The sequence below is a fragment of the Marinobacter sp. genome (genome assembly GCF_965229985.1).
Lineage (GTDB): Bacteria > Pseudomonadota > Gammaproteobacteria > Pseudomonadales > Oleiphilaceae > Marinobacter.
Genome location: NZ_OZ245935.1, coordinates 2685395 through 2710080, shown reverse-complemented (window position 1 = coordinate 2710080; position 24686 = coordinate 2685395). Strand labels below are relative to the sequence as shown.

The following is a 24686-nucleotide window of genomic DNA, read 5'->3' as shown; positions in this document are numbered from 1 at the left end:
ACTGTGCGGCATTTGCTGGTCAGCCCTCATCTGATGCGGTACCGTAAACGTAACGAATTGTAGTCTTCGAATTTTCCGAACCATGGATGACAGAGAGAACCTATGATGACTTTCATTCTGTTTGTAGTGGCACTGACCGGTTTGCTGATTGTGATGCGGCGCGAGTCAGGTGCAACTTCCGCTATCGGTGTGATGGCGGTAACCGGTCTGCTGTCCCTCATCTTTGCCTCCGGCTGGCTGGCTCTGTTGCTCTTTATTGGTGCCGCAATCACAGCAGCCGCGGGCCTTCCGGGCTTCCGTCAGAGTTGGCTGACTCCCCGCATTTTTGCGATGTTCAAGAAAGTCGCCCCTAAGGTTTCGGATACAGAGAAAGTTGCCCTGGAAGCCGGAACTGTCGGCTGGGATGGCGAACTGTTCACCGGTCGTCCGGACTGGCATAACCTGCTCATTAATCGCAATACCGGCCTGAGCGAGGAAGAGCAGGCTTTCGTGGACAATCAATGCACCCAGGCAATCTCCATGTGCAACGCCTGGGACGTTGCCGTTGAACGGGCAGACCTTCCAAAAGAGCTGTGGGACTTCCTGAAGAAAGAGAAGTTCTTCGGCATGATTATCCCGAAGGAATACGGTGGCCTGGAGTTTTCCGCCAAGGCCCAGACAGCGGTGTTGCAGAAACTGGCTGCCAATGAATCACTGATGGTCTCTGTCGGTGTGCCCAACTCGCTCGGGCCGGGTGAGCTGCTGGTCAAATATGGCACCGAAGACCAGAAAAACCATTATCTGCCCCGGTTGGCGGATGGCCGTGAGATCCCGTGCTTCGGCCTGACCGGTCCTCGCGCCGGTTCTGATGCAACCTCACTGCCGGACACCGGTATCGTGTGCAAACAGAAGGTGGACGGCAAGGAAGTGGTCGGTATCCGGCTCAACTTCGAGAAGCGCTGGATAACCCTGGCTCCCATCGCCACCGTTGTAGGCCTGGCCTTCCGGATGTTCGATCCGGACGGGCTGCTGGGTGACACTGAAGACTACGGTATCACCTGTGCCCTCATCCCGCGGGACACCAAAGGCATGGAAATCGGCCGTCGCCACTGCCCGATTGGCAGTCCGTTTCTGAACGGACCGATCAAGGGTAAAGACGTCTTTATTCCTCTGGATTACATTATTGGAGGTGTGGATATGGCCGGCCAGGGCTGGCGCATGCTGGTTGAGTGTCTGTCTGTGGGGCGCTGCATCACGCTGCCTTCAGGCGCTGCCGGTGCTGCTGCCTACTCGGTTGGCACCGCCGGTGGCTTTACACGCATCCGCCGCCAGTTCAATACGCCGGTTGCGGATATGGAAGGCGTGCAGGAGCCACTGGCCCGGATTGCCGCCAAGACCTATATCTCCCAGGCTGCTGTAAACCATACGGCCAACATGATTGATAAAGGCGAGAAGCCGGCGGTGCCTTCGGCAATCCTGAAGTACCACCTTACCGAGTTCCAGCGTGGTGTGCTTACCGATGCCATGGACGTTCACGGTGGCAAGACAGTGACACTTGGCCCGCGCAACTACCTGGGCATTGGCTACAGCGGTGCTGCCGTCTCTATCACCGTTGAGGGTGCCAACATCATGACCCGTAGCCTGATGATCTTCGGTCAGGGCGCCATTCGCTGCCATCCCTATGTGCTCAAGGAGCTGGCGGCCAAGGACAACGATGACATCAACGCGTTTGACGATGCTTTCTTCGGCCACGCCGGGCTGATTTTCGGCAATGCCGCTCGCGCCTTCACCCAGGCTCTGGGTCTTGGTCGGGCAGACGTTCCGTTTGATAGTGCCAGTCGCAAGTACGCGCAAGCCGTTGCCCGCTTCAGCGCGGCCTTTGGCCTGTGCTCCGATGCGGCGATGACCACGCTCGGCAGCGAACTGAAAATGCGGGAGCTTATCTCTGCGCGGTTGGGGGATATGCTGTCCAACCTGTACCTCGCTTCCATGGTGCTCAAGAACTGGCACGAAACCCAGCCGGTGGAGGGTGAAAAGGAAGTGATGGAATACAGCCTGAGCCTGCTGCTGCATCGCACTGAGAGTGCACTGGATGAGTTTCTGCAAAACCTGCCGAACCGGGCAGTGGCGTTGGTTCTGCGCGGTGTTACCATGCCGCTGGGTCGCCGGTGGGACAGCCCCCATGATGATCTGGCCCGCAAGCTGGCCCGTGCAATTTCCACCGACACGCCAATCCGCAACAAGCTGATCGCGAGTGTGTGGACCACCAACGGTGAGGGTACCGTTGAGAACCCGGTAGCGCGCTACAACGGTCTGCTGAAAGATTACGACAAGGCCGAGCAGCTTTACCGGAAGGTAACCAAGGCCTATGCCAAGGGCGAACTGCCGATGACGGCGTTGCATCCGGAAGAACGTTTTGAGGCTGCGCTTGAGGCCGGTGTTTACACCAAGGAAGAGGCCGATTTCATGCGCCAGTATGAAACCGTGGTTCTGGAAATGCTGACGGTAGATGACTTCCCGTTTGATGCCTTTGCGCAGAACAAGGAGTCTGTGATTGATCACAACCCCGCCTGACAAGGAACTGCCCTGACATGTGGTTGTCTTTTCTTGCAGTCAGTGTTGGCGCCGTGATCGGCGCCAACCTGCGTTGGGCGCTGGGATTGTGGCTGAACACGACCTACCATGCTGTTCCCTACGGAACCCTGGTTGCCAATCTCAGCGGTGGCTGGCTGATTGGTCTGCTGATCGGCTATTTCAGTCACGGCACCACATTAGCGCCAGAATGGCGGCTTTTCGCCATCACCGGTTTGTGCGGTGCCTTAACCACCTTTTCCACGTTCTCGCTCGAGATGTTTGCCGCAATCCAGGAAGGCAAATGGGCCATGGCCATTACCGGTATTCTGGCTCACGTGGTTGGCTCCATCCTCATGACTGCGTTGGGAATTTACACCTTCGGCCTGGTGAAGGGTTGATGGGTACCACTACCTACATATTTTCTTGAAAATACCCTTGGCAAGCTTCGGATTCAGGAGTAGAGTGAAAGGCGTAGGAAAGATTCAGTAAAGCATTTCATGAATAAGACGTACCTCCGCAGTTAGTAGTGACCGTCCTGTTTTTGATTCCGCGAGTTCTGTATTTCCGCAAAACGCCGACTTGACACTATGAAGGTGAGAGGCGGCAGATAATATGATTGATTTCAGGAAGTTTAAGTATGTCTACTACTACCGGTACTGTTAAGTTCTTCAACGAAGCAAAAGGCTTTGGCTTTATCACTCGTGAAGGCGGCCCGGACGTTTTTGTTCACTACAGCGCTATTCAGGGCAGCGGTTTCAAAACTCTGGCAGAAGGCCAGCAGGTTGAGTTCACCGTTACCCAGGGCCAGAAAGGTCCTCAGGCGGAGAACGTTGTTGCCCTGTAATCCCTGATGGATTCGGCAATAACCGCCAAAAAGGCAGCTTCGGCTGCCTTTTTTAATGTCTGAAAATAGGCATTACATGATGCCCCGCTTTTGTCATTATCCCCTCTTTGTGTAATCTTTACCGGCCTGCTGCTCGTTTAACCGGAAGTCGAGATCTCCAGGAATCATTACATGCTCCGACTGCTAAAAGCTGCCTGGATCCTGTTCTGGGCCATACTGCTCACCCTGATCCTGTTTTTCCCGATCGTGATTGCTGCCCTGCTTGGAAAGCGTGGGGACGCCGCGTTTCATGGCACCCAGATCTATGCCTGGATCATCCTGAAGGTTTGCGGTATCCGCCTGAAAGTGCGTGGCAAGGAAAACATCGAACCGGGCCAGCGCTACGTGATTCTGAGCAATCATGCTTCCTATCTTGATCCGCCCGCACTGGTGCTAGCCCTCGGTCTGCAGTACCGGTGGGTGATCAAGAAGGAGCTGCGCAAGGTGCCCCTGTTCGGATTGGCTCTGGAGACGTCCCGGAACCTGTTTATCGACCGCTCCAAAGGCAGCGACGCCCTGGAAAGTATCAAGCGCGGTGTTGACCAGCTTCCGGACGGCACCAGCATACTGATTTTTCCGGAGGGTACCCGTTCGTGGGATGGCAAGTTGCTGCCTTTCAAGAAGGGTGGCTTTGTCATTGCCCAGGATGGTCAGCTACCGATTCTTCCCATAACCATCTGCGGCTCCCACCAACGTTTGCCCAAGGGCAGTGCGGCGTTCAGCAGCGGTGAGATTGAGATTGTAATCCATCCCCCGATGGCTTCCGGGGCTTTGCCGCTGGACGATTTGATGACCGACGTTCGCAACAGCATCGCGTCTTCCCTCTGAAAAAGAAAAACCCGGCGGTCAAGCCGGGTCCGTGACTCAGGGGCGTTGCCCGTTTTACTGGGCAAAAATGGCCTCGTAGAAACGCATGGTGCCTTCCCAGGAGCGGTTGGCGGCTTCTTCGTCATAGCCAATCGGCATGCCGAATTCCTCGGCGACCTTGTCGGCTCCCGGGTTGGTGAAGGAGTGCAATACCCCGGGGAAGCTCACCAGCGTGAGGTCTACTTCGGCGTCCTGCATCTCTTTCACCAGGCCGGCGACCTGCTCCGAGGGAACCATCTTGTCGGCACCACCGGTGTACACCTGAACCCTGGCTTTCACGGTTCCGGCTTCTGCGGTGATTGGGCTGCCAAGCGCGCCGTGGTAACTGACGACGCCGTCCAGATCCACGCCCATGCGTGCCATATTCAAGACGACTGCGCCGCCAAAGCAGTAGCCTTGTGCAGCAATGCGCGAAGCATCAACACTTTCATGATTCTGCAGGATTTCCATCGCCTTCATGAAGCGCGCTTTGACCTGGTCCATGTCCTTGGTCGCTTCCTGCATGAACTTCTGGGCGGTATCGGGATGATCTGCCTGTTTGCCGGAGCCATACATATCCAGAGCAAACGCCGTGTAGCCGGATGCCGCAAGCCGCTCCGCCTGATCTCGTGCGAATTCATTGTGGCCCCACCACTCATGGACCACCAGAACGCCCGGACGCTTCTCTTCGAACTCATCATCCCAGGCCATGTAACCGGTGAAGGTGGTTTCGCCGACCTTGTATTCGATAGTCTTGGTTTGCATTTCTGCCAGTACCTGCGTGCTTGCCAGAGTAAGTGAGAGGGTTGCGGCTGCCGCTGTTGCTTTCAGGGTTGTCATAATCTGTCCTGCTCCTTTTGAATCCGATTGTTTTATTTCCGAACATCCAATTGCCAACCTGATATTACGAGTCATCCTGAAAATGGTAGCAGATGGTGAAATGGGCGCTTTTTGGGAAAACAAAAGGCCGACACTGCGTATCGGCCAAATGAAGGGCAGGGCATTCTTCTCGACGACCAATAAGAGGGGATGGTCGTGCATTAAGTCTAGCTCAGGTAAAGGAGTGCTCAAGCTCGACTATCCCATCCCCCAATAGCATTGTCAGATAATGCCTGGCGGCGTATTCACTTGTGCTGCGGAACAATGAGCTTTCGCCCTCGATGTGGACTTCATAACGGAAGGGCCTGAAGAAGCCACTTACTTCCCTGATGCCCAGCTCCAGGAGCTCGACACATCTTTGCTTGCAGGACCAAAGGACACGAGCTTCCACGCCTTCGATCGCGTTTTCCATAATTGACATATATGCCCTCGTTAAAACGACGCGCAGATAGATCTGCTTAAGAGGGCTCATCCTGAGCACATCACCCAAATAGGGTGCCAACTGGATTTTCCTTTAGACGGCGATATTTAAACAATCCTTTGTTTCGGGACCGTGAAAAGCATTAACGGGAAAAGGAAAAACCGGCCCCCGTCCGGGAGCCGGACAACAAGATCGACTTCTGATCTTCGAGAGAGCGGGCAGTGTGAAGGCCAAGAGTGACAATTCGGTTACGTAAATATTGCGGGCGCAATATAATTTCATGAATTCAACGGGCGAACGATGTCGAACGCTGAGGTAAAGCCCTCCGGACTGACTTGGTCTGAATTCAACATATCCTGCGAGTGAGGCGTCTCAAGGATTTGAAATTTGCCAACAGCGTACGCGATCTCAAAGTCCAGATCTCCGAAGAGGCGTGCTGTAACACATATCTGACGAGGATCAGCCTGAACAACATCTGCGACGGCTACAGCGGTTGAAAAACAGGACGGAGGAGCTGGAGGTAACTGGAACTCGATACAGCTTACTTCGCCGTCAGGCACTAACGTGTTGGCGCTGAGAGAGGCTGCATTGAACAGGAGCTGGAATATCGTTGAATCAAGAATATGGCCGGATGGAGAAAGTGAGAATGGAGAGAGGTGCATGGATAAGGAGCAGTGGCCACGCTCAATCTCAACACTCGGACGGAATCGTAGACCCGCTGTGGAGAAGAGAAATCTGGACTTTAGGCTGTTCAAAGAATCCATGCCTTGGCCCTCATGGCCGCATTTCTTGATACGGATACCAGGAAACAAAAAACCGGGACACTAGGTTCCCGGTAATGAAGATCCACTGGTAAATCACACGATGATGGCGATCAACAGCAAGTAAAGATTGCCTGATTTTTATGACATTCTCATGACTTTGTACCGTTTTGGTGCATTTCTTTTGCAAAAGTCTTCCAGTCTACGATGTTGCCCTCGGCATCAAAGTGGACAAACCCGGCGTAATCATCGTCGTCGTGCCAGGTTTTAATATACCCAATCAACTCGCCACCATCTGCAACCATTTCGAAAGAGGCGCGCGTTTCGTCTTCTTCAGACCTATCCGCCCATTCGTCGTCGATGCTCAGGAGGGTGTAATTGGGGTCGTTCATCAGGGCAAGGGCAAGAAGATCAGGGTTCATGGGTGGGGACTCCATTGGTTTAGGTCATTAAGGGGAGGTCAGGCTAAATGTTGTTGGTTTCCCGGAACTGATCAATCTCCAAGCGAACACTCATAGCCAACTCCTGCTCCTCCAAGCGATCCAGTAGCGCCCGCAGTGCAAGTATCTCAGCCTCATCTACCCGCCCATTTGAACCGGCTAGTGCTTCCAAAGTGATCAACTCTCTTGCATCAAAAACATGGTCATTGGCAAAGCCGATCAAAAACGAGTATCCAATGAGTTCCTTGACTTGTGGTTGTGCGGACATGACTAGATCCTCAGTGCTCTCTAGTCATCCTTATCCCAAATTCATAACAGTTTTATGAACGCTCCAGGAGACTCAGAGAGCAGGTGCTTCGCCTCGCTGTGTGCACGGTCCTGCAAGTTGTGCAGCTTCGCCTGAATGGCGTTCTTTACGAGTTCAAAATCCTTTTCATCGAGCTCCAGAGCCTCCCGGTGGTCGATGAGATAATCCCTCAAAACCGCATAGTCGTTCGCATCACCCTGGGTCTCGGTGAGATTCTGAAGCTGCGACACTTTCGATTTGAGGCCCTTTCCGAACATCGGTCGAAGGATTCTCAAGCAGTAAAAGAGATCTTTGGACCGTTTCCGAAACTCATGAAAGTCCTCGATCTCTTCAGATTCACGGGCTTTCTTTTCTGCTTTACGGGCTTTCTGGTAGATTTTTTTGAGGTTTGGAACGAGATCAGAAAGGGATTTGGGGAGGCTCCAATTTTTTGGCTCCTTGTTGTGTGAGTCGACTTCCAGTGCAAGGTTCAGGAAAAAATCACTTCCTTTTTCAGCGAGCGGATCAAGCTGGGTTTGTGACGATAGAAAGCCTGAAACCGTGTCGGCAGGCGCCCCCTGCAACGATGGCGTCTCAGCTGTGAGGCCGTTCCAGGTTATTGTCCGAACAAGCGCATCCCTGTTGCCCGATAATTTGGCTGAGACCTCTTTGTAGAACGACTGATTGTCGCTAAAGTCCTCCTTATCCATATGCGGCTTGACGAGGCGCAGCATGGCCCGAATCTCCTTGCATCCTTTCCGAGCCTCATGAACCCCAGTCTCGGGATCCCGGCACGCTCGGAGAAGTGAGAGCGCGATGTCGTCATTGATTGACCGCATTAGCCGTCTCAGGTGCCTCGCAAAATTGCCGTTGGGACTCAGTCTGTAGCGCATGACGTTACCTCGCTTCACCGAACAGTGTTAAAGATCGATTGTCTCAACATTGCAATACTATGAGAGGATTCTGGGAGCTGAAAGTAGTGGCAGAAAGCTACTCTTGCTCTCAATCATGGCCCACCTTTCGCCCAAGACGCCAGATGCCCCGACTTTTTTTCTGGTGTTGATAAAGAGGCATGATTCAATCGCTAAGATGTCATGTTCATCGGGCAGTATGGTTTGGAGAGGTAAGTCGATGAGTGAAAGAAACCTCCATTTCAAGGCATTATCGTCCTTGTACCTGTCATCAACGTCCGATGCCTGGATCCGTCCCAACGTTGAGCTGGAAAATGGTTATTGTTCGATGTCTGTAAGACTCACTCCTTTCGCCAATACTCCATGGGGAGTGGTCAAGGAATCTGTCATCTTTCAACTATTGCACGATGCCTCTCATTTAGCCGGCAATACCCAGGAAACCTCGCTGCTGGCCAAATGTGACAAGTTTGAATTGCAGCCTCTCCAGGTCCTTTGGGAAAGCCGCGTTGTAGCTGTAGCTAGAGTCATTAATTCCGACCTCCATCAATGGACCATTGAGTCGACCCTTTATGATGAAGCGGAGAACGAAATCGCCTGGGCTCGCAGCTGGTTTTCCCGCTCCAATGTTTTGCTTGAGACGATCGCTCCCTACAAGAATCAGATTCTCAAATTAAGCCAGGACTGGAATTGACTTAAAGATGTCAGAAGGGCCTTCCGTGGCCCGAGAAGCTGGTCTGATGGTTAATTAGCGGGGAAGTCAGTCCAACCGTCGAGCCAGCTTTGGGCAGATACCGGGCTCACAGCACCTACAAAGTTGGCCGACTCATCAAAGAACTCGCTTTGTGGTGGGCGTGTCGCGTTCATTTGCCTCAGTTGCACCTTGGGCATGAAAACCGGATTGGTGAGGTCTTTGGCGTTAGGGAACAAAGCAGTTTCAACACGGAATATATTGTTGTTTTTTGGTTCTTCCATCCAGGCTTGCTCGCTGAAGCCGAAGTCGTCGTCATCCTTGCCTGATTCCTGGGTGACTCTTCCTAAATGCCCGAGGTTGGCCAAGAGGTTGTTACCGAAAGTCAGTCTGGCTCGATTCACAAGGGAAAGTACGTTGTCACGGGTGTCGATAGCCTCAATGGCGTAGCTGTCGATCAACATATTGTGAAAATGGCCACCTGAGCCCTCCCGCAGCACCATGCCTCGGTGCTTTTTCTGGCTGTTGCCGCCGCCAACAAGTGTGACGTTGTAGAATGTGGGTTCTGAGCGGGGCAGGGCTTCGTGGTCGTTACCGTTGTTATCACCCTCGAACGCGTTGTCTCCGGCATCCGGGTGCTGTTGGATTACTGCGAATTGGACGTTTCCAGTCCAGCCCCAATCCCAGTCGATGCTATCGTCTCCGGCACCAGAGATGACGATGTTTTTGAGATCGACATTGCCACCAAACATTTCAATACCATCGTCCAGGGATCGGTGAACCTGCACATTCCTGACAATCGTGTTGCTACCGCACCCGCCTAGGGTAAGGCCATTCAGTTCGTTGTCTTTATAGACCTCGAAGCCAGCGAATTCGATTCGGGTAAATTCCACAACCCCACAGGAATCTTCGGCGTCAGTACCGCCGAATGCACCCCGTGTCTCACCTTCGGGAAGACCCTCGATGGAGGCTTCGGGCTGATTCACCGGTGCGTTGCCAAGCAGAACAACACCACCCCAATCGCCACGGGATCGGTTGCCCTCAGTCTGGGCACTGGTAAAGACTATTGGTTTGTCTGCTGAGCCTCGGGAAAAGAGCTTCGAATTTGCGGTCACGACAAGCGCTGATCCATGTTCGCCTTCGACGGTAACACCCGGTTCTATGTTGAGATTGGAGTTCTCAACATAGATGGTTTTCTCAAGGATGTACCGTTTACCAGATTCCCATGTGGTATCAACCAGAATGTCAGAATCAACGCGTACAGAACGGTCTTCAAATGCAGTGAACCCGACTGCCGTCGAACCAATGGCCAGAATCGGGAAAATGATCAGCGCATTGCGCCGTAACCAGCCTTTTTTTCCAGTGCGGGGTTCTTCGGGTGCTTCAAAGCGGGCAGTAGTTTCTTTCGCCATAAGCGGTTGCCCGTCGTCATTAAGTTGTATCTCCTTGGCGAGCGCCTGAAGTTCTGGGGTACCAGATAACTCGACCCTTCTGAGTACATCCGCACGATAAGCGGGTTCTCTGAGGAGCGTATTAAGGTGAATGAATTCGACGCCGGGGCAGGCGCCCTTATCAATGCGACGTTTTAATCGCCATAATTTTTCGACTAACAGGGAAGAATCGCCAGACATGGGGAACTACTCTTCGTTGAAGTGGACCCCAGACTCTAGCTTGCAACCATTAAGATCAGATTAAACCTGTAGCTGAACTATTTGCCTGAATGCTGCCAACTCTGATGTTCTATAGCAGACCGATCGCTTTCGCTTCACGTTCGAGGCTTTCCCGGAATTCGGGATCTGCGATATTAATAAGTGCTCTAGCCCTCTGAGGGATCGAAAGGCCTTTAAGATTGACGCAGCCATGTTCCGTCACGACCATGTGAACGTCGTTCCTGGGGTCGGTCACGGTGCCGCCCCGAAGCCTTGGCACGACACGGCTAACGTTTCCGTCCTGCGCCGTTGAACGGAGGGCCACGAAGGAACGACCGTTTCTGGCCGCGTAGGCACCACGAACGAAGTCCAGTTGCCCGCCGCTTCCCGAGAATAGTCGGTCACCCAATTGCTCTGAATTGATCTGACCGGTCAGATCGATTTCCAGCGCTGAGTTGACGGAAACCATGTTCTCGTTTAACCGGATAATGTCGGGGTTATTTACCCAGGATGCCGGATAGCCAACGATGGAGGGGTTGTCGTCCAGGAAGTCGTAGAGCTTTCTGTCCCCAAGGGCGAAGGTGAACACGTGCTTGTGCTGCATCCAGGTTTTCCGCTTGCCGTTGATGGCGCCAGACTGAATCAGCGGCATCATTGCAGGAGAAAACAATTCGCTGTGCAAACCCAGGTCTTTATGGTTGGTGAGGCCTGCCAGTACAGCATTCGGTACCCCTCCCACGCCGATCTGAAGTGTGTCGCCGTCATGGATCTGATGAACGATCTGGTCGGCAATTCTGAGGTCGACGTCGGTTGGAGAGCTGGGTGTGGCCTCGATCAGTGGCTCATCGTGTTCCACGATCAAGTCGACTTCCGAGATGTGAACAGAGCACTCACCAAAGGTGCGAGGCATGTAACGATTGACCTCGACAATGACTTTTCTGGCTTTTCGGATAACAGACGCGCCGTAATCGGCGTTGGTGCCCAGGCTGAAATAGCCATGGCGATCCATCGGCGAAACCGTCACGAGAAAGCACTCGGGATCGATGTGTTCGGTTAACAGGCGACCGGCCTGGTGCAACATGGCCGGTACAAATTCGATCCAGTTCCTGGATCCGGATTGCGCAATCGCGTCCCTGTCCGAGTGGCTGAGAAACAAGGGGCGGGGAGTGACAAACTCCTGCAAGTCTGGCGCCAAAAGGGTTTTGCGCAGAGCTTCGGTACCATGAAGGTAATAGAAAGCCAGAGGGCCGATCAGTCGATCCTTCAGCGCATCCGCAGTCGTTGCCATCAGGGCGGGCGGTTGGGCAGCGCTCATACCCAGGATCAGATTTTTACAATTGACGAGTGTCGCGACCGCTTCATGGGGCAGTCGCTTCCGCTCCAGGTAAAGAGCCTCTAATCCCGGATCCAGACGAGCCATATGCAACCAGCCTCATGTTCTCTGAAATAACTCCAAGAATGGTCGCCTGTTGTGACGATTCAATGAACAAAAAGTGACCAACGCATGAGGTGTGTTCGCGCTCACGTGGCCAGATGGGCCAATCTCAATTCCCTGAGCATGGGCCGCCGCTTTTTTTGGTGGCTTTGCATGCGCTTTAAAATATTGTCCAGAGCCTGCACCGCCTCGGTGATGTGAGGGCCTTTGTTAAGCATCACGCATTCCGCTCTGTGCGCCATAACAGCATCTGATATCTCGGCTCGTGATGGCACGCCCTTTCGGGCGAGATTCTCAAGCACCTGGGTTGCCCAGATGACAGGCACGTGCGCCGCTTCACAGACCGACAGTATCTCCTCCTGAACCTCGGCCAGACGCTCGTAGCCGCACTCCACGGCTAAATCCCCGCGGGCGATCATCACGCCACAGCATGGCCAACGCATGGCGGCCAGCAACATCCTCGGCAGGGTTTCGAACCCTTTCCGGGTTTCGACTTTGAGCACAATTGGTAACGTTTCTGCGCCAAGCTTCTTGAGTTGTTCTTGCAACAACTCGACATCTGCAGCTGAGTTGGCGAATGACATCTCCACAACGTTGGCATGCTCTGCGATGAACGCAAGGTTCCTGAGGTCTTCTTCGGTCAGTGCGCTGATGTTCAGTTGGCTGTCAGGCAGGTTGATGCCCTTCGCGCTGCGAAGTTTGCTTCCTTCCGGGCGGGCATGTTGAATCCGCACCCAGAATTGCTCGGACTCAACCATTTCAATAACTCCACCGATCTTTCCATCATCAAACCAGATGGTTTCTCCTTCTCGAACCTGTGAAACCACGACAGGCATTGTGCAGCTTATGGTTGCCGGACTAATAAGGTTGCCCGCAGTGTCCCTTTCCTCATTGCGTCCCTGAACCAGGTCTGAGGTTACCAGAACCACGTCGTCCCTCTTCAGGTGCAAGACGCCTTCTTGGGGCGGGAAGTCCTGGATTTCTGTATGCACCCGAGGGAGTTGCCTTCCGTTCTTGAGTTGTATAGTTACGCCGGGTCTTATGTAGCAAGCCTTAATGCTCTCCACGCAGCAGCCAGACTCAGTAATAGCCACCACGGTCCATTTTCGGGATTTTTTCCTTGCGTCAGTCAGTGTTATTTCGTCACAAGGATTGAGGCATTTTAAAAAGCTCTCTGAGACCTGGAATTGGGCTGCACAGTCCTCTGGGGCAACCGACGGGTTTTCGGAGGAGGTAAGCCAAACCCGGGCAGGGATTACTGTAATTCCGTAGTCATCCCTTTTGGGACGAACATGAACGACTTTTGCCCCCGGCTCAATGTCTCCGGTTCTAATCTTGGGCCCGCCAAGATCCATGAAAATACGGCAGTTTCGGCCCAGACTCTGCTCTGCGCTTCGAAGGTTGCCGATCATGGCTTGCCAGATCTCCGGACTGTCATGCGCACAGTTAATCCGCATGCAATCCATCCCCTTCTCCATCAGTTGATGAATTATGGATGGGTCGTGGCCGGCTTCGGTAGGCATTGTGACCATGATGCGAACAGTGCGCCCGCTCTGATAGGTCCCCATTAGTTGATCGGCGTGATCGCTGAGGAGGCGGAAACCATCCTGGATTGAAGAAGGCATTTCGCTCTCTTCATTCGCAATACAAGTCTGCTGTCCCAGAATTGCCCCCAATACTCGAATTACTGCATTAAGAGTAGGCAGCACACATGACTCAGCGCGGCCGAGAGACGACAGACCCAATAACGAGAGCCTCTGTTGCAGGGGCCGAATGTCGTGCTGTCTGAGTGAAAGGTAGTGGAGCAGGTTTTTGGCGCTGGCCACATAGGCAGGATCCAGGTGCTCCAACTGGTTCCGATGACCGGCAGCGTCCTTGGTGACAGTATCACGGAGGTGTTTAAGGGCATCGAGAAGGCTACCAACCTCTTCGATCTCGAAAGGCGTCAAGGTTGATGTCTCTTCCATGCCAAACCTCCTGGCTGGTGCGTCGGCACCGGCATGATCCGTAAAAGCCAGACGGACCAGTGAATGTTCATTAAGACAATGTCGATAAGTGGTGTTGCAGTTTTATGAAGCTTTTATTGCGCGACCCGGGAGTCTTAGAGAATGAATAGGCGACGGGGTAGAATTGCAAAGATTTAAAAATTGTATTTATCGGTTTGCCCAAGGGCTCCTGCTGTATGAGAACAATCGCCTTTTATAGTCCGAAAGGCGGTGTCGGAAAAACCGCCTCCGCCGTCAATATTGCCTATCTGGCCAGCGAAAGTGGATGCTCGACGTTGCTTTGGGACCTGGATTCCCAGGGTGCTGCAAGTTTCTACCTCTCTGGTGGTGAGCCTGGGAAAGGAAAAAAGATTTCAAAGCTTCTGGAGGGCAAAGTACCCATTGCGGAGTTCATCGAAGAGAACGTATACCCCGGTCTAGACTTCATCCCAGCCCACAAGAGTTTCCGGAACCTGGATATCCGTATTGAAGAAGACGAGCGTTCATTGCCATTGAAATCCATGCTCGCGCCTCTTGCTGAGGAAACGAGCCTCGTTGTCCTTGATTGTCCACCGGGTCAGTCTCGTCTTACCGAGCAGGTTTTGAGGGTAGCCGATGTTGTCTATGTACCGCTGGTACCGACCTGGCTTTCTATGAATAGCTGGCGTCAGTTTCGGGATTTTGTTCGTGATAAAAAGCTTGGCCAGAAAAAACTGAGACCTTTTTTTACTCTTGTTGACCGCCGTAAGAAACTCCACCGAGAGCTCTGCGAGCAAGCTCCAGATTTATTTGATCGGCACATGGAAGCGATGATTCCCTATTCAAGCGCCGTCGAGCGCATGGGCGAGGAGGGGTTACCCCTCGAAATCTTAAGTCCCAGATCCAATCCGGCCCAAAGCTACAGAAAGCTCTGGAAGGAAATCCAGTCCGAGCTAAGCATATGAATTGTCGACGGGGCGTCGCTGCATAGTTCAGGCCTTGCAGAGCAGTATTGGAGTAAGACTGATGAGACAATGGATCCTTTTTTTGTGGCTTGCGACCCCCGGTCTTTCAGCGGATGTCTTGCCTTCTGATTCGTTCGCACCTGCCATATTGTTTAATTCCGCGATTGTTCTTGACGGCTCTTACAACGAGAGTCTTCTGGCCGGAATGGAACAGTTCGAACAACGGAAAGGCGTTCCTTTCACCCGGATGGCGACTGCTGACCCGATTCTTTACCGCCAGTCTCTGGAATCCCTGGCAATGGCGGGGCATTCGCCAATCATCGTGCCCGGGGGGTGGCACTCAGTCAATTGTCGAGGCCATAGCGCCATCATTCCCCGAAACTACCTTTATTTCGATTGGTTATCAGACGGATGCGCCGAACGTACGGTCAATCCTTTTCAGGGAGTGGGACGGTGCTTATCTTGCCGGAGTTCTGGCTGCCTACCGTAGTCCGAACCGGAAAGTCGCGTTTATGGGCGGGCTTCCGGTCCGTTCGGTAAAAGAGCTGGAGGCTGGATTCCGCGCAGGATTTAACCGTATCCTGCCGGATGGTCAGATCACCAGTCTTTATTTGTCTGAATATTCCGATCGCCCATGGGACGACGAGAGCAAGGCCAAAGAGCTCGGGAGGCAACTGTTCAGCAGTGAGCATGACATCGTGTTTGCTGCGGCAGGTAGCAGTGGCAAGGGAGCATTAGCGGCAGCCGCTGAAGCTGACAAGCTTGCGATTGGAGTGGACCAGAATCAAAACGGTTTGTATCCCGGTCATGTCCTTACATCTGTTGTAAAGCATCTGGATAGAGCCGTTTACGTGGCGTTGATCAGTGAACGCTGGCAACTATGGCGTTCGCCTGTCAAAAGATTGGGCCTGGCTCAGGGTGGTGTGTCCATAAGTATTGATGAAAACAATCTGCCTCTGTTATCCGAAGACATGATGGTGGTACTCCAGAAGAATCGGAGCCGGCTTTTAGCGGAATCGAATGGCTTGGAGGGGGACACCGACGGCGTCGATCAAGATATTGCAAAGCCGCAGTCTCTGATAGTGGCCGTTCCTGACGAGGTTCGATTTCCATTTATTCAAGCCGATGACTCCGGGATCACCGGAATCGCCATAGATGCTCTGGGCATGCTTAGTCGGCAATTGGGCGTAGAGTTCGAGTACCAGGTCTTGCCGACTCGACGAGGGGTCCATTCGCTTGGGGAATCGGTCGACGGTTTTATAGCGATCTCGCACAGTGACGATACTGAGAGGCGTGGGGTTTTCCCGATGCGGGACGGTGACGTTGATGAAGACCGAGCCTTAATGACCTGGGATCTGGCGGCTTTTCAACTGATCAATCAAGACCTCGCCGATGCTTCCATACTGCAACCGCCCATAACGATACCTCCGGGATCGGGAACAGACAATCTGAAAGAACTCCAGGGCCTCGAAAGCCACGTTATCGGTAGTGTAGAGCGGCAGTTGAATATGTTGCTACGCAGGCATGCGAAAACGGCTCTGGCAGACGCGTTGCATGCGGATCATCTTATAGACAATCGGCCCGAGTTTGCCGGAAAAATCCGAAAAGTGGCGGCATCAGTGTCCAAGGAATCAAGCTACTTGGTTTTATCGAAAGCCTTTTACCAGCAGTATCCTGAATTCAGCGAGATCTTGTGGAACAGGCTGTCGGAGATTCGGGAATCTTTCGAGCTTTGGGATGGGGTAGATCGTTATTTTCGGTAGCCTCGATGGCCGCACCAAGAAGCTTTGTTGACTAGACTAAGCCTAGATACTCGCAAGTCCGGACTGTTTGGAGGTTGTCTATGAAAATCGGCGTGCCCAGGGAAATCAAGAACCGCGAATACCGTGTAGGCATGACGCCAGCTGCGGTTCACGAGCTGTGTGGCCACAATCATGAGGTTTTTGTGGAAACCGGGGCTGGCGCTGCCATCGGATTTTCTGATGAGGATTATCGCCAGGCAGGGGCCCGGATTATTGATACCGCGAGGGAGGTTTTCGACACGGCCGAGTTGATCGTCAAGGTCAAGGAGCCCCAGGCCGAAGAGCGGGCCATGCTGAAGCCGGAACACACCCTCTTCACTTATCTCCACCTGGCTCCGGACAAGGCCCAGACCGACGATCTGGTGAAGTCTGGAGCTACCTGTATAGCCTATGAAACTGTTACGGACCGTGCGGGCCATTTGCCCCTGTTGGCGCCGATGTCGGAAGTTGCAGGGCGTATGTCGATCCAGGCCGGCGCCCACTGTCTGGAGAAGGCCATGGGTGGGCGCGGCGTCCTGCTGGGCGGTGTGCCCGGTGTCAGCCCGGCCCGGGTCGCGGTGGTCGGTGGTGGTGTCGTCGGCCAGAACGCCGTTGCCATGGCAGTAGGGCTTGGCGCCCAGGTGACGGTTCTGGACCGAAATATGGAGGTACTCCGACACCTGGACCATCTCTACGGCAACCGCATAACCACGCTGTTTTCCACGGCCCAGACCCTCGACCAGGCGGTAACCGAATCGGATCTAGTCGTTGGCAGTGTTCTCATTCCCGGAGCTTCGGCGCCCAAGCTGATTACCCGTGACATGATCCGCCGCATGCCGGAGGGGAGCGTCATCGTAGACGTTGCCATCGACCAGGGCGGCTGTGCTGAAACCTCCCGGGCAACTACCCACGACGACCCCACGTATATTGTTGATGGTGTGGTACATTACTGCGTGGCGAATATGCCGGGTGCCGTGGCGCGTACCTCCACGCTGGCGCTGAATAACGTCACCTTGCCTTTTGTGGCGGCCCTGGCTAATAAGGGTCCGGACCGGGCGATGAAGGAAGATCCGCACCTCAGGGCCGGGCTGAACGTGGCTGCCGGCAAGGTGACCTACAGGGAAGTGGCAGAAGCGACCGGGCACCCATACACAAACCCTGAATCCCTGTTGGGATCCTGAGTGTGAAATCCTCGGAGAAACCATGAAATTGATCGGATCCACCACTTCACCCTACGTTCGGCGCATTCGAATCCTGCTGGATGAGGAACCCTATGAATTCGTCAATCTCAATATCTATGGTGAAGGTCGGGACGAACTGCGGCGTAATAATCCGACCCTGAAAATTCCGGTGCTCGAAGACGGCGGCCAGGAAATCTATGATTCCCGGATCATCGCCCGTTATATCAGTGCCAAGCAGGGCCGTGACCCGCTGACCTGGGACCAGGAGAACCAGCTGACCATGGTAGATGGTGCCAACGACTCCGCGGTTACCATGCTGCTCTCGGAGAAGTCCGGCATTGATACCGGCGAAGACCTGATGTTCTACAACCTCCAGCGTGAGCGGATCATGACCACCTTACGCACGCTGGCGGCGATGGTGGAGGACGGTCAGTTCGAAACCTGGAATTACCCCGCTATCTGTCTGTACTGCCTGGTGGACTGGCTGGACTTCAGGGATCTGGTGGACTTCTCGGGTGTGGAAAGCCTGTTGTCCTATCGTGACAGCCACAGGGATTACCCGTGGGTTGCCGAGACCGATCCCCGCAATTCCTGATTCCGGGCGGCCGGCAACCGTCGGCCGCCTATCTCATAATTTAAGTTGAAATTAAGCCTTCTGAAAGGTTGCAGAAGCTATTCTGTGCTTTTATCTTTGGTCATTACTTAATCATTTAAGTGCTCATTCCGGACCCTGGTCCGATTTTTTTGAGCTACCGTCTTAATGCATTAAGTTTCAGATAAATTGCATCAAAAACAGACCTTACAAAAACAATACGAGGTTCCGACAAAATGAATTCTGGTAAGACACCAATCCGTAATCCCCTGGCCGTGGCAGTCTCTATGGGCCTGCTGGCCACGATGCCCCTGGCCGCCCAGGCCCAGGATAGCGTGGAAGAACGCCTTTCCGCGCTGGAAGAAAAGCTCGCCGAAGTCGAGCCCCAGGCCACAGGTGCCGAGGGATTTTCTTTCAATACCTACGCACGTTCTGGTCTGTTGCTGAATGGCGACCTGCAAAGTGCCCCGGGCGGCCCCTACCTGACGCCCGCCGGTTCTGTGGGCGGCGCGGTAGGCAGACTGGGAAACGAGCCCGACACTTACCTTGAGGCAATACTCAACTACAAGCAGGAAGCTGAGAACGGCACAAAATCCCACTACCGCCTGATGATCGCCGATTCCACCACCTCCAGTAACGACTGGACGGCCGGTGACGGCGCCCTGAACGTTCGTCAGGCCTACGTGGAATTCAGTGATCTTGCCGGTTTTTCCGGAATCTTCCGGGATTCTGCGATTTGGGCCGGTAAACGGTTTGACCGCGACAATTTCGACATTCACTGGCTCGACAGCGATTTCATCTTCCTCGCCGGCCTTGGTGCGGGCGTTTACGATGTGAAGTTCACCGAATCGGTGAAATCCAATTTCTCACTCTACGGCAGAAGCTTCATTGACTTCCCGTCCGACCCGCAGACAGCAACCGAAACCTCAAGCACCGACAGTCTGATCCTGACCGCCAACAACTATTTCGGCAACGTTCAGTGGATGCTCAACGGCATCAACGCCCAGGATAACGAGACCCGGGTTGTGGGCGGCGTACAGGAAGCGGCAGACACCGGTTTTCACACTATGCTGGCCTACCACGGCGGTGACTTCTTCGGCCTGTCCGATGGCAACTTCAAGGTGGCAGTGATGCATGGCCAGGGCCTGGGTGCCGAGGCCAAGAACATCGGTGCGGACGGCGATCTGCATGAAGATGCGGTCAGCACTCGTCTGGGGATTTACGGTACCACTTACCTGAGCGAGAACTGGCGCATTGCCCCGGCCATCCTGGCGGAAACCAGCGAAGACCGCTACATCAAGGGGGATGAGTATCAGTGGCTGACGTTCAATGCCCGGTTGGCCCACGAGATCGGCAGCAACTTTGAAATGCAGTACGAGGCCTCCTGGCAGACCATGGATATCACCCCGCTGGGCTATGCCGGTCGGAATGCGGTTGACGGTGACTACTCCCGGTTTACCGTGGCGCCCACTTTCAAACCTCAGGTCGGAGGCTTCTGGAACCGGCCGGAGATCCGGGTGTTTGCCAGCTACTCCACCTGGGATGACGAGCTGGACGGCTATGCCGCCGGCGACGCCCTGGGCGAGGCCGACACCGACTTCACCAGCGGCCAGTGGACCTTTGGTACGCAGATGGAAATCTGGTTCTGAAACCGACAATAACAAACCGAGGTGACTAACATGTCCAGATTCAATCGTAACCTGTGGATGGTCGGCAGCCTGGCGGCGTTTGCCTTCGCTGGCGGTGTGCAGGCCAAGACTATCACCATCTCCTGTGGTGCCGTGGGTGCCGAGAAGCAGCTTTGTGAGGAAGGCACCCAGGCCTGGGCCGAACAGACCGGCCACGAGGTGAAGGTGGTTTCCACGCCTAACTCGGCGACTGAACGCCTTTCGCTGTATCAGCAACTGCTGGCGGCCCAATCTGAGGATGTCGACATCTTCCAGATCGACGTGGTCTGGCCCGGCATGCTGGCCCAGCACCTGGTGGACCTCTCGGAGTATACCAACGGTGCCGAGGATACCCACTTCGAGTCCCTGGTCCAGAACAACACCGTGGACGGCCGGCTGGTGGCCATGCCCTGGTTTACCGATGCGGGCGTGCTGTATTACCGCAAGGATCTCCTGGAAAAGTATGACCAGGAGGTTCCGGAAACCTGGCAGCAACTGACCGACTCTGCTCGCGTGGTGATGGCCGGTGAGCGTGAAGCCGGTAATGACCGCTTCTGGGGCTTTGTCTGGCAGGGCAGGGCCTATGAAGGTCTCACCTGCAACGCTCTTGAGTGGGTTGCCTCCCATAACGGTGGCACGGTGGTGGACGCCGAAGGCAATGTCACCATTAACAATCCCCAGGCCCGGGAAGCGCTGGCGCTGGCCAGCACCTGGATTGACGACATCTCCCCGCGTAGCGTGCTGAACTACACCGAGGAAGAGGCGCGGGGCGTGTTCCAATCCGGCAATGCGCTGTACATGCGTAACTGGCCCTACGCCTGGAGCCTGGCCCAGAGCGATGACAGTCCGGTGAAGGACAAGGTCGGCGTCGTGGCACTGCCCAGAGGTGGCGAGCAGGGCACTCATGCCGGAACCCTGGGCGGCTGGCAGCTGGCTGTTTCCCGCTACTCCGCCAACAAGGACGAAGCGGCGGACCTGGTCCGGTTCCTGACCAGCTACGAGGAGCAGAAACGGCGGGCGATTCAGGGTAGCTACAACCCCACCATTCCCGGCCTCTATGAGGATGAGGAAGTCCTGACGGCGGTACCCTTCTTCGGAGAGCTGTTCGAAACCTTCAAGAACGGTGTGCCCAGGCCTTCTTCGGTGACCGGTGAAAGCTACGGCCGGGTCAGCAATGCGTTCTTCAATGCCACCCATCAGGTGCTCTCTGGCGAGGCGGAGCCAGAGCAGGCGTTGAATGGTCTGGAGCGTCAGCTTCAGCGTCTTGGCCGCCGGGGCTGGTAACCGGCCATGGCTCATACCACACCGGCACCTGCAGAAACGGCCGCGGCCGGCAAATCGCCGGCCCGGCCCTTTCCCGCCAAACGGCAAGCCAGCCGGGTGCGCCGCCAGCGCCTGCGAGCGGCATGGCTGTTCCTGATTCCCATGCTGGTGGTGCTGGCTGCCGTGGCGGGCTGGCCACTGATGCGAACCATCTGGTTCAGCTTCACTGATGCCAGTTTCGCCAACATCAGCGAGTACGGCCTGGTGGGCTTCGAAAACTACCTGGTCTACGACAACGGCGCCTGGTATGGCGTGTTGGCCGACCCGACCTGGTGGAATGCGGTGTGGAACACGCTGTTCTTCACCGTGGTGTCGGTGGGCATGGAGACCGTGCTCGGACTGATCATCGCGTTGACCCTGAATGCCCAGTTCCGCGGTCGGGGCTGGGTCCGGGCTGCCACCCTGATTCCCTGGGCGGTGCCGACCATTGTTTCGGCCAAGATGTGGGGCTGGATGCTCCACGACCAGTTCGGGATCATCAATGAGATGCTGCTGGGCATCGGCCTGATTTCAGAGCCACTGAACTGGACGGCCAACGCCGATCTGTCCATGTGGGCGGTCATTATGGTCGATGTCTGGAAAACCACGCCCTTCATGGCCCTGCTCACGCTGGCGGCCCTGCAGATGCTGCCCTCGGACTGCTATGAGGCGGCAAAAGTGGACGGCATTCATCCGGTACGGGTGTTTTTCAAGGTCACCCTGCCGTTGATCCTGCCGGCGTTGATGGTCGCGATCATTTTCCGGGTGCTTGATGCCCTGCGGGTATTTGATGTGATCTATGTGCTGACATCCAACAGTGCGGACACCATGTCCATGTCGGTTTACGCCCGACAGCAGCTGGTGGAGTTCCAGGATGTCGGATACGGTTCGGCGGCTTCCACGGTGCTGTTCCTGATCATTGCCCTGCTGACCATCAGCTATCTCTACCTTGGCCGCAAACAGATCGGGGGTGAGGCATGAACCGCAAACTGCTGAAGAAAATCGCGGCGAAAACCGGTTTCGCTGTCCTGCTGGCAGGAATCCTGTTGTTTACGGTGTTCCCCTTCTATTACGCGATCGTGACCTCGTTCAAGAGCGGCTCCGAGCTGTTCGATGTGACCTGGTGGGTGAGCTCGTTCGATTTCTCCAATTACCTGTCGGTGATTGGCGACGGCTCCTTCGTGGGTAGCATCTGGAACTCGGTGCTGGTGTCCTTCGCCACGGTGATCATTGCTATGGCATTTGGCCTCACAGCCGCCTATGCCCTTGGCCGGGTGCAGTTCCGGGGCCGGAGTGCGGTGTTGATGATTGTGCTCGGGGTATCGATGTTTCCCCAGGTTGCAGTGCTATCCGGGCTGTTCGAGGTGATCCGCGCCCTGGATCTGTACAACAACCCGCTGGCGCTGATCTTCTCCTACACCATCTTCACATTGCCGTTCACGGTCTGGATTCTGACCACCTTCATGCGGCAGTTGCCGAAGGAGCTGGAAGAGGCCGCCATTGTTGACGGTGCCTCGCCCATGACCACGCTGTTCAAGGTGTTTATCCCGTTAATGTGGCCAGCCATGGCCACAACCGGCCTGCTGGCGTTTATCGCCGCCTGGAACGAGTTCCTGTTTGCACTCACCTTCACCCTCACCGACGACCAGCGCACGGTGCCTGTCGCCATTGCCCTGCTGACCGGCGGCTCCCAGTACGAGCTGCCCTGGGGCAACCTGATGGCGGCGTCTGTCATCGTCACGGTGCCGTTGGTGTTGCTGGTGCTGATTTTCCAACGTCGTATCGTATCCGGCCTCACGGCGGGTGCGGTGAAAGGTTAATTGAGGAGTTATTGTATGACCCAGTCACAGCCCTGGTGGAAAGGTGGCATTATCTACCAGATCTATCCCCGCAGTTTTCTCGACAGCAACGGGGATGGTATTGGCGATCTGACGGGCGTTACCCGGAAACTGCCCTATGTCGCCTCCCTGGGCGTGGACGCTATCTGGCTCTCGCCGTTCTTTACCTCGCCCATGAAGGACTTCGGCTACGACGTCTCTGACTACCGCGGGGTAGATCCGATATTCGGGGACATGGATGACTACCGGGCGCTGGTGGCCGAAGCCCATCGCCTCGGTTTGAAGGTGATCATTGACCAGGTGCTCAGCCACACCGCGGAAAACCATCCCTGGTTCGAGGAAAGCCGTTCCAGCCGGGACAATCCCAGGGCCGACTGGTTTGTCTGGGCCGACCCCAAACCCGACGGCACCCCGCCCAACAACTGGCTGTCGATTTTTGGTGGCAGCGCCTGGGCCTGGGATAGCCGCCGGGGTCAGTACTACCTGCACAACTTTCTGGCCAGCCAGCCGGATCTGAACTTCCACAACCCGGCGGTGCGCCAGGCCCAGCTGGATAATATGCGGTTCTGGTTGGAACTGGGGGCGGATGGTTTCCGCCTGGACACTGTGAACTTTTACTACCACAGCCAGGGACTGGAGAATAATCCCGCCGTTCCCGCTGGTGAGAACAAGACCTTCGTGGCCAAGGGTGTGAACCCTTACACCTATCAGCGCCACGTGTACGACCTCAGTCAGCCGGAGAACCTGGCGTTCCTGGAGGACCTTCGTGGCCTGATGGACGAGTTTCCGGAGACCACCCTGGTGGGTGAGATCGGCGACGACCGGCCACTGGAGCGCATGGCCGAGTACACCCGGGGCAACAACCGCCTGCACATGGCCTATTCCTTTGACCTGCTTTCCGACCAGCATGGTCCGGAGTGGGTTCGCGATGTGGTGCGTCGGTTCCAGGACGGTCTCGGCGATGGCTGGGCCTGTTGGGCCCTGAGCAATCATGACGTGGTGCGGGTGGTGTCCCGCTGGGGAGAGCGTGCCGAGGATCCCCACGCCTACGCCCGGGTGCTTATGGCCCTGCTGCTCTCGCTGCGCGGCAGCGTGTGTATCTACCAGGGCGAGGAACTGGGTCTGCCGGAAGCCTGGGTGCCTTTCGAGGCTTTGCAGGATCCATACGGCATTGAGTTCTGGCCGGAGTTCAAGGGCCGGGACGGTTGCCGTACCCCCATGCCCTGGACCCCGGAAGCCAACGGTGGGTTCACCACCGGCACATCCTGGCTTCCGGTCGACCGCCACCATCTTGAGCTGTCGGTCCAGAACCAGGAAGACAATCCGGACTCCACCCTCAATAGCGTCCGCCGGTTGATCCGCTGGCGGCAGAATCAGCCGGCGCTGGTGCAGGGCGAGCTGGAGCTGATCGAAAACACGGGCGATGCGCTTTGCTGGGTTCGCAGGGCAGAGCAACAGTCCATGCTGGTTGCGCTCAATGTCACCGGCGAGGAACTTCGCATCCCGGTGCCCTGTGATATTGACCGGGTTGCGACCGGTCATGGCTTTACCGGCTATATCGATGGCGGCGACCTTGTCCTGCCTCCTTATCAGGCTTTATTTGCAGAGTTGTAAAACTTCGCGGCGCCCGGCCCTGATCGGGCG

The 24686-nt window shown here is 55.3% G+C and carries 22 protein-coding genes; 14 read left to right on the top strand and 8 right to left on the bottom strand.

The window, feature by feature from the left end:
* Positions 1-102 precede the first annotated feature (102 nt).
* The 4 genes from ACO06L_RS12465 to ACO06L_RS12450 all read left to right on the top strand — a co-directional run bounded on the left by ACO06L_RS12465 (position 103) and on the right by ACO06L_RS12450 (position 4264).
* Complete coding sequence (locus ACO06L_RS12465; RefSeq protein ID WP_064229730.1) at positions 103-2553, top strand: acyl-CoA dehydrogenase; 2451 nt, start codon at positions 103-105, stop codon at positions 2551-2553.
* A gap of 17 nt (positions 2554-2570) precedes the next feature.
* Positions 2571-2951, top strand: a complete 381-nt coding sequence (gene crcB, locus ACO06L_RS12460; RefSeq protein WP_064229731.1) for a fluoride efflux transporter CrcB — start codon at positions 2571-2573, stop codon at positions 2949-2951.
* 239 nt (positions 2952-3190) lie between these two features.
* Positions 3191-3397, top strand: coding sequence for a cold-shock protein (locus ACO06L_RS12455; protein ID WP_008172950.1), 207 nt, complete (start codon positions 3191-3193; stop codon positions 3395-3397).
* 171 nt (positions 3398-3568) lie between these two features.
* Positions 3569-4264, top strand: a complete 696-nt coding sequence (locus tag ACO06L_RS12450; RefSeq protein WP_202346060.1) for a lysophospholipid acyltransferase family protein — start codon at positions 3569-3571, stop codon at positions 4262-4264.
* 54 nt (positions 4265-4318) lie between these two features.
* Here ACO06L_RS12450 and ACO06L_RS12445 read toward each other — a convergent pair whose 3' ends face one another.
* The 5 genes from ACO06L_RS12445 to ACO06L_RS12425 form a co-directional block, all read right to left on the bottom strand.
* Positions 4319-5122, bottom strand: a complete 804-nt coding sequence (locus tag ACO06L_RS12445) for a dienelactone hydrolase family protein (RefSeq protein ID WP_202346059.1) — start codon at positions 5120-5122, stop codon at positions 4319-4321.
* A 211-nt stretch (positions 5123-5333) separates the two neighbouring features.
* Positions 5334-5582: a hypothetical protein gene (locus ACO06L_RS12440; protein ID WP_227715752.1), complete on the bottom strand. Its 249-nt coding sequence runs from the start codon at positions 5580-5582 to the stop codon at positions 5334-5336.
* Between the two features lie 913 nt (positions 5583-6495).
* Positions 6496-6765 (bottom strand): hypothetical protein, encoded by a 270-nt coding sequence (locus tag ACO06L_RS12435; RefSeq protein ID WP_202346058.1) that lies wholly within the window; start codon positions 6763-6765, stop codon positions 6496-6498.
* A gap of 43 nt (positions 6766-6808) precedes the next feature.
* Complete coding sequence (locus ACO06L_RS12430; RefSeq protein ID WP_202346057.1) at positions 6809-7051, bottom strand: hypothetical protein; 243 nt, start codon at positions 7049-7051, stop codon at positions 6809-6811.
* 41 nt (positions 7052-7092) lie between these two features.
* Complete coding sequence (locus ACO06L_RS12425) at positions 7093-7908, bottom strand: CHAD domain-containing protein (RefSeq protein WP_227715753.1); 816 nt, start codon at positions 7906-7908, stop codon at positions 7093-7095.
* A 292-nt stretch (positions 7909-8200) separates the two neighbouring features.
* On the opposite strand from ACO06L_RS12425, the gene ACO06L_RS12420 reads away from it, so the two are divergent.
* Positions 8201-8671, top strand: a complete 471-nt coding sequence (locus tag ACO06L_RS12420) for a hypothetical protein (protein WP_202346055.1) — start codon at positions 8201-8203, stop codon at positions 8669-8671.
* Between the two features lie 50 nt (positions 8672-8721).
* Here the strand turns inward: ACO06L_RS12420 and ACO06L_RS12415 are convergent, their stop codons facing one another.
* The 3 genes from ACO06L_RS12415 to ACO06L_RS12405 form a co-directional block, all read right to left on the bottom strand.
* Positions 8722-10299, bottom strand: coding sequence for a hypothetical protein (locus ACO06L_RS12415; protein WP_202346054.1), 1578 nt, complete (start codon positions 10297-10299; stop codon positions 8722-8724).
* 109 nt (positions 10300-10408) lie between these two features.
* Positions 10409-11737, bottom strand: a complete 1329-nt coding sequence (locus tag ACO06L_RS12410; protein WP_202346053.1) for an acetyl-CoA hydrolase/transferase family protein — start codon at positions 11735-11737, stop codon at positions 10409-10411.
* Positions 11738-11838: 101 nt separating this feature from the next.
* Positions 11839-13719: a pyruvate kinase gene (locus ACO06L_RS12405; protein WP_202346052.1), complete on the bottom strand. Its 1881-nt coding sequence runs from the start codon at positions 13717-13719 to the stop codon at positions 11839-11841.
* A gap of 215 nt (positions 13720-13934) precedes the next feature.
* Here ACO06L_RS12405 and ACO06L_RS12400 point away from each other — a divergent pair, with 215 nt between their 5' ends.
* The 9 genes from ACO06L_RS12400 to ACO06L_RS12360 all read left to right on the top strand — a co-directional run bounded on the left by ACO06L_RS12400 (position 13935) and on the right by ACO06L_RS12360 (position 24656).
* On the top strand, positions 13935-14681 hold the full coding sequence (locus ACO06L_RS12400; RefSeq protein WP_202346051.1) for a ParA family protein: 747 nt from the start codon (positions 13935-13937) through the stop codon (positions 14679-14681).
* Positions 14682-14794: 113 nt separating this feature from the next.
* A complete protein-coding gene (locus ACO06L_RS12395) occupies positions 14795-16444 on the top strand; it encodes a BMP family ABC transporter substrate-binding protein (RefSeq protein WP_227715754.1) in 1650 nt (549 codons plus the stop codon).
* 80 nt (positions 16445-16524) lie between these two features.
* Positions 16525-17643 (top strand): alanine dehydrogenase, encoded by a 1119-nt coding sequence (gene ald / locus ACO06L_RS12390; RefSeq protein WP_202346050.1) that lies wholly within the window; start codon positions 16525-16527, stop codon positions 17641-17643.
* A gap of 22 nt (positions 17644-17665) precedes the next feature.
* A complete protein-coding gene (locus ACO06L_RS12385; protein WP_064229735.1) occupies positions 17666-18238 on the top strand; it encodes a glutathione S-transferase family protein in 573 nt (190 codons plus the stop codon).
* 233 nt (positions 18239-18471) lie between these two features.
* A complete protein-coding gene (locus ACO06L_RS12380; protein WP_202346049.1) occupies positions 18472-19884 on the top strand; it encodes a carbohydrate porin in 1413 nt (470 codons plus the stop codon).
* Between the two features lie 57 nt (positions 19885-19941).
* On the top strand, positions 19942-21186 hold the full coding sequence (locus ACO06L_RS12375) for an ABC transporter substrate-binding protein (protein ID WP_265103079.1): 1245 nt from the start codon (positions 19942-19944) through the stop codon (positions 21184-21186).
* A gap of 6 nt (positions 21187-21192) precedes the next feature.
* Complete coding sequence (locus tag ACO06L_RS12370; RefSeq protein ID WP_202346047.1) at positions 21193-22185, top strand: carbohydrate ABC transporter permease; 993 nt, start codon at positions 21193-21195, stop codon at positions 22183-22185.
* Entirely contained in the window at positions 22182-23024 is an 843-nt protein-coding gene (locus tag ACO06L_RS12365) for a carbohydrate ABC transporter permease (RefSeq protein WP_202346046.1), read from the top strand. Before ACO06L_RS12370 ends, ACO06L_RS12365 begins: the two co-directional genes overlap by 4 nt.
* A 15-nt stretch (positions 23025-23039) precedes the next feature.
* Complete coding sequence (locus tag ACO06L_RS12360) at positions 23040-24656, top strand: alpha-amylase family glycosyl hydrolase (protein ID WP_202346045.1); 1617 nt, start codon at positions 23040-23042, stop codon at positions 24654-24656.
* Positions 24657-24686 lie beyond the last annotated feature (30 nt).

What these genes read in the sequence shown, in the direction of transcription:
- ACO06L_RS12465 (WP_064229730.1), top strand. Translation starts at nt 103, where the DNA reads ATGATGACTTTCATTCTGTTTGTAGTGGCACTGACCGGTTTGCTGATT.
- crcB (WP_064229731.1), top strand. Translation starts at nt 2,571, where the DNA reads ATGTGGTTGTCTTTTCTTGCAGTCAGTGTTGGCGCCGTGATCGGCGCC.
- ACO06L_RS12455 (WP_008172950.1), top strand. Translation starts at nt 3,191, where the DNA reads ATGTCTACTACTACCGGTACTGTTAAGTTCTTCAACGAAGCAAAAGGC.
- ACO06L_RS12450 (WP_202346060.1), top strand. Translation starts at nt 3,569, where the DNA reads ATGCTCCGACTGCTAAAAGCTGCCTGGATCCTGTTCTGGGCCATACTG.
- ACO06L_RS12445 (WP_202346059.1), bottom strand. Translation starts at nt 5,122, where the DNA reads ATGACAACCCTGAAAGCAACAGCGGCAGCCGCAACCCTCTCACTTACT.
- ACO06L_RS12440 (WP_227715752.1), bottom strand. Translation starts at nt 5,582, where the DNA reads ATGTCAATTATGGAAAACGCGATCGAAGGCGTGGAAGCTCGTGTCCTT.
- ACO06L_RS12435 (WP_202346058.1), bottom strand. Translation starts at nt 6,765, where the DNA reads ATGAACCCTGATCTTCTTGCCCTTGCCCTGATGAACGACCCCAATTAC.
- ACO06L_RS12430 (WP_202346057.1), bottom strand. Translation starts at nt 7,051, where the DNA reads ATGTCCGCACAACCACAAGTCAAGGAACTCATTGGATACTCGTTTTTG.
- ACO06L_RS12425 (WP_227715753.1), bottom strand. Translation starts at nt 7,908, where the DNA reads ATGCGGTCAATCAATGACGACATCGCGCTCTCACTTCTCCGAGCGTGC.
- ACO06L_RS12420 (WP_202346055.1), top strand. Translation starts at nt 8,201, where the DNA reads ATGAGTGAAAGAAACCTCCATTTCAAGGCATTATCGTCCTTGTACCTG.
- ACO06L_RS12415 (WP_202346054.1), bottom strand. Translation starts at nt 10,299, where the DNA reads ATGTCTGGCGATTCTTCCCTGTTAGTCGAAAAATTATGGCGATTAAAA.
- ACO06L_RS12410 (WP_202346053.1), bottom strand. Translation starts at nt 11,737, where the DNA reads ATGGCTCGTCTGGATCCGGGATTAGAGGCTCTTTACCTGGAGCGGAAG.
- ACO06L_RS12405 (WP_202346052.1), bottom strand. Translation starts at nt 13,719, where the DNA reads ATGGAAGAGACATCAACCTTGACGCCTTTCGAGATCGAAGAGGTTGGT.
- ACO06L_RS12400 (WP_202346051.1), top strand. Translation starts at nt 13,935, where the DNA reads ATGAGAACAATCGCCTTTTATAGTCCGAAAGGCGGTGTCGGAAAAACC.
- ACO06L_RS12395 (WP_227715754.1), top strand. Translation starts at nt 14,795, where the DNA reads ATGTCTTGCCTTCTGATTCGTTCGCACCTGCCATATTGTTTAATTCCG.
- ald (WP_202346050.1), top strand. Translation starts at nt 16,525, where the DNA reads ATGAAAATCGGCGTGCCCAGGGAAATCAAGAACCGCGAATACCGTGTA.
- ACO06L_RS12385 (WP_064229735.1), top strand. Translation starts at nt 17,666, where the DNA reads ATGAAATTGATCGGATCCACCACTTCACCCTACGTTCGGCGCATTCGA.
- ACO06L_RS12380 (WP_202346049.1), top strand. Translation starts at nt 18,472, where the DNA reads ATGAATTCTGGTAAGACACCAATCCGTAATCCCCTGGCCGTGGCAGTC.
- ACO06L_RS12375 (WP_265103079.1), top strand. Translation starts at nt 19,942, where the DNA reads ATGGTCGGCAGCCTGGCGGCGTTTGCCTTCGCTGGCGGTGTGCAGGCC.
- ACO06L_RS12370 (WP_202346047.1), top strand. Translation starts at nt 21,193, where the DNA reads ATGGCTCATACCACACCGGCACCTGCAGAAACGGCCGCGGCCGGCAAA.
- ACO06L_RS12365 (WP_202346046.1), top strand. Translation starts at nt 22,182, where the DNA reads ATGAACCGCAAACTGCTGAAGAAAATCGCGGCGAAAACCGGTTTCGCT.
- ACO06L_RS12360 (WP_202346045.1), top strand. Translation starts at nt 23,040, where the DNA reads ATGACCCAGTCACAGCCCTGGTGGAAAGGTGGCATTATCTACCAGATC.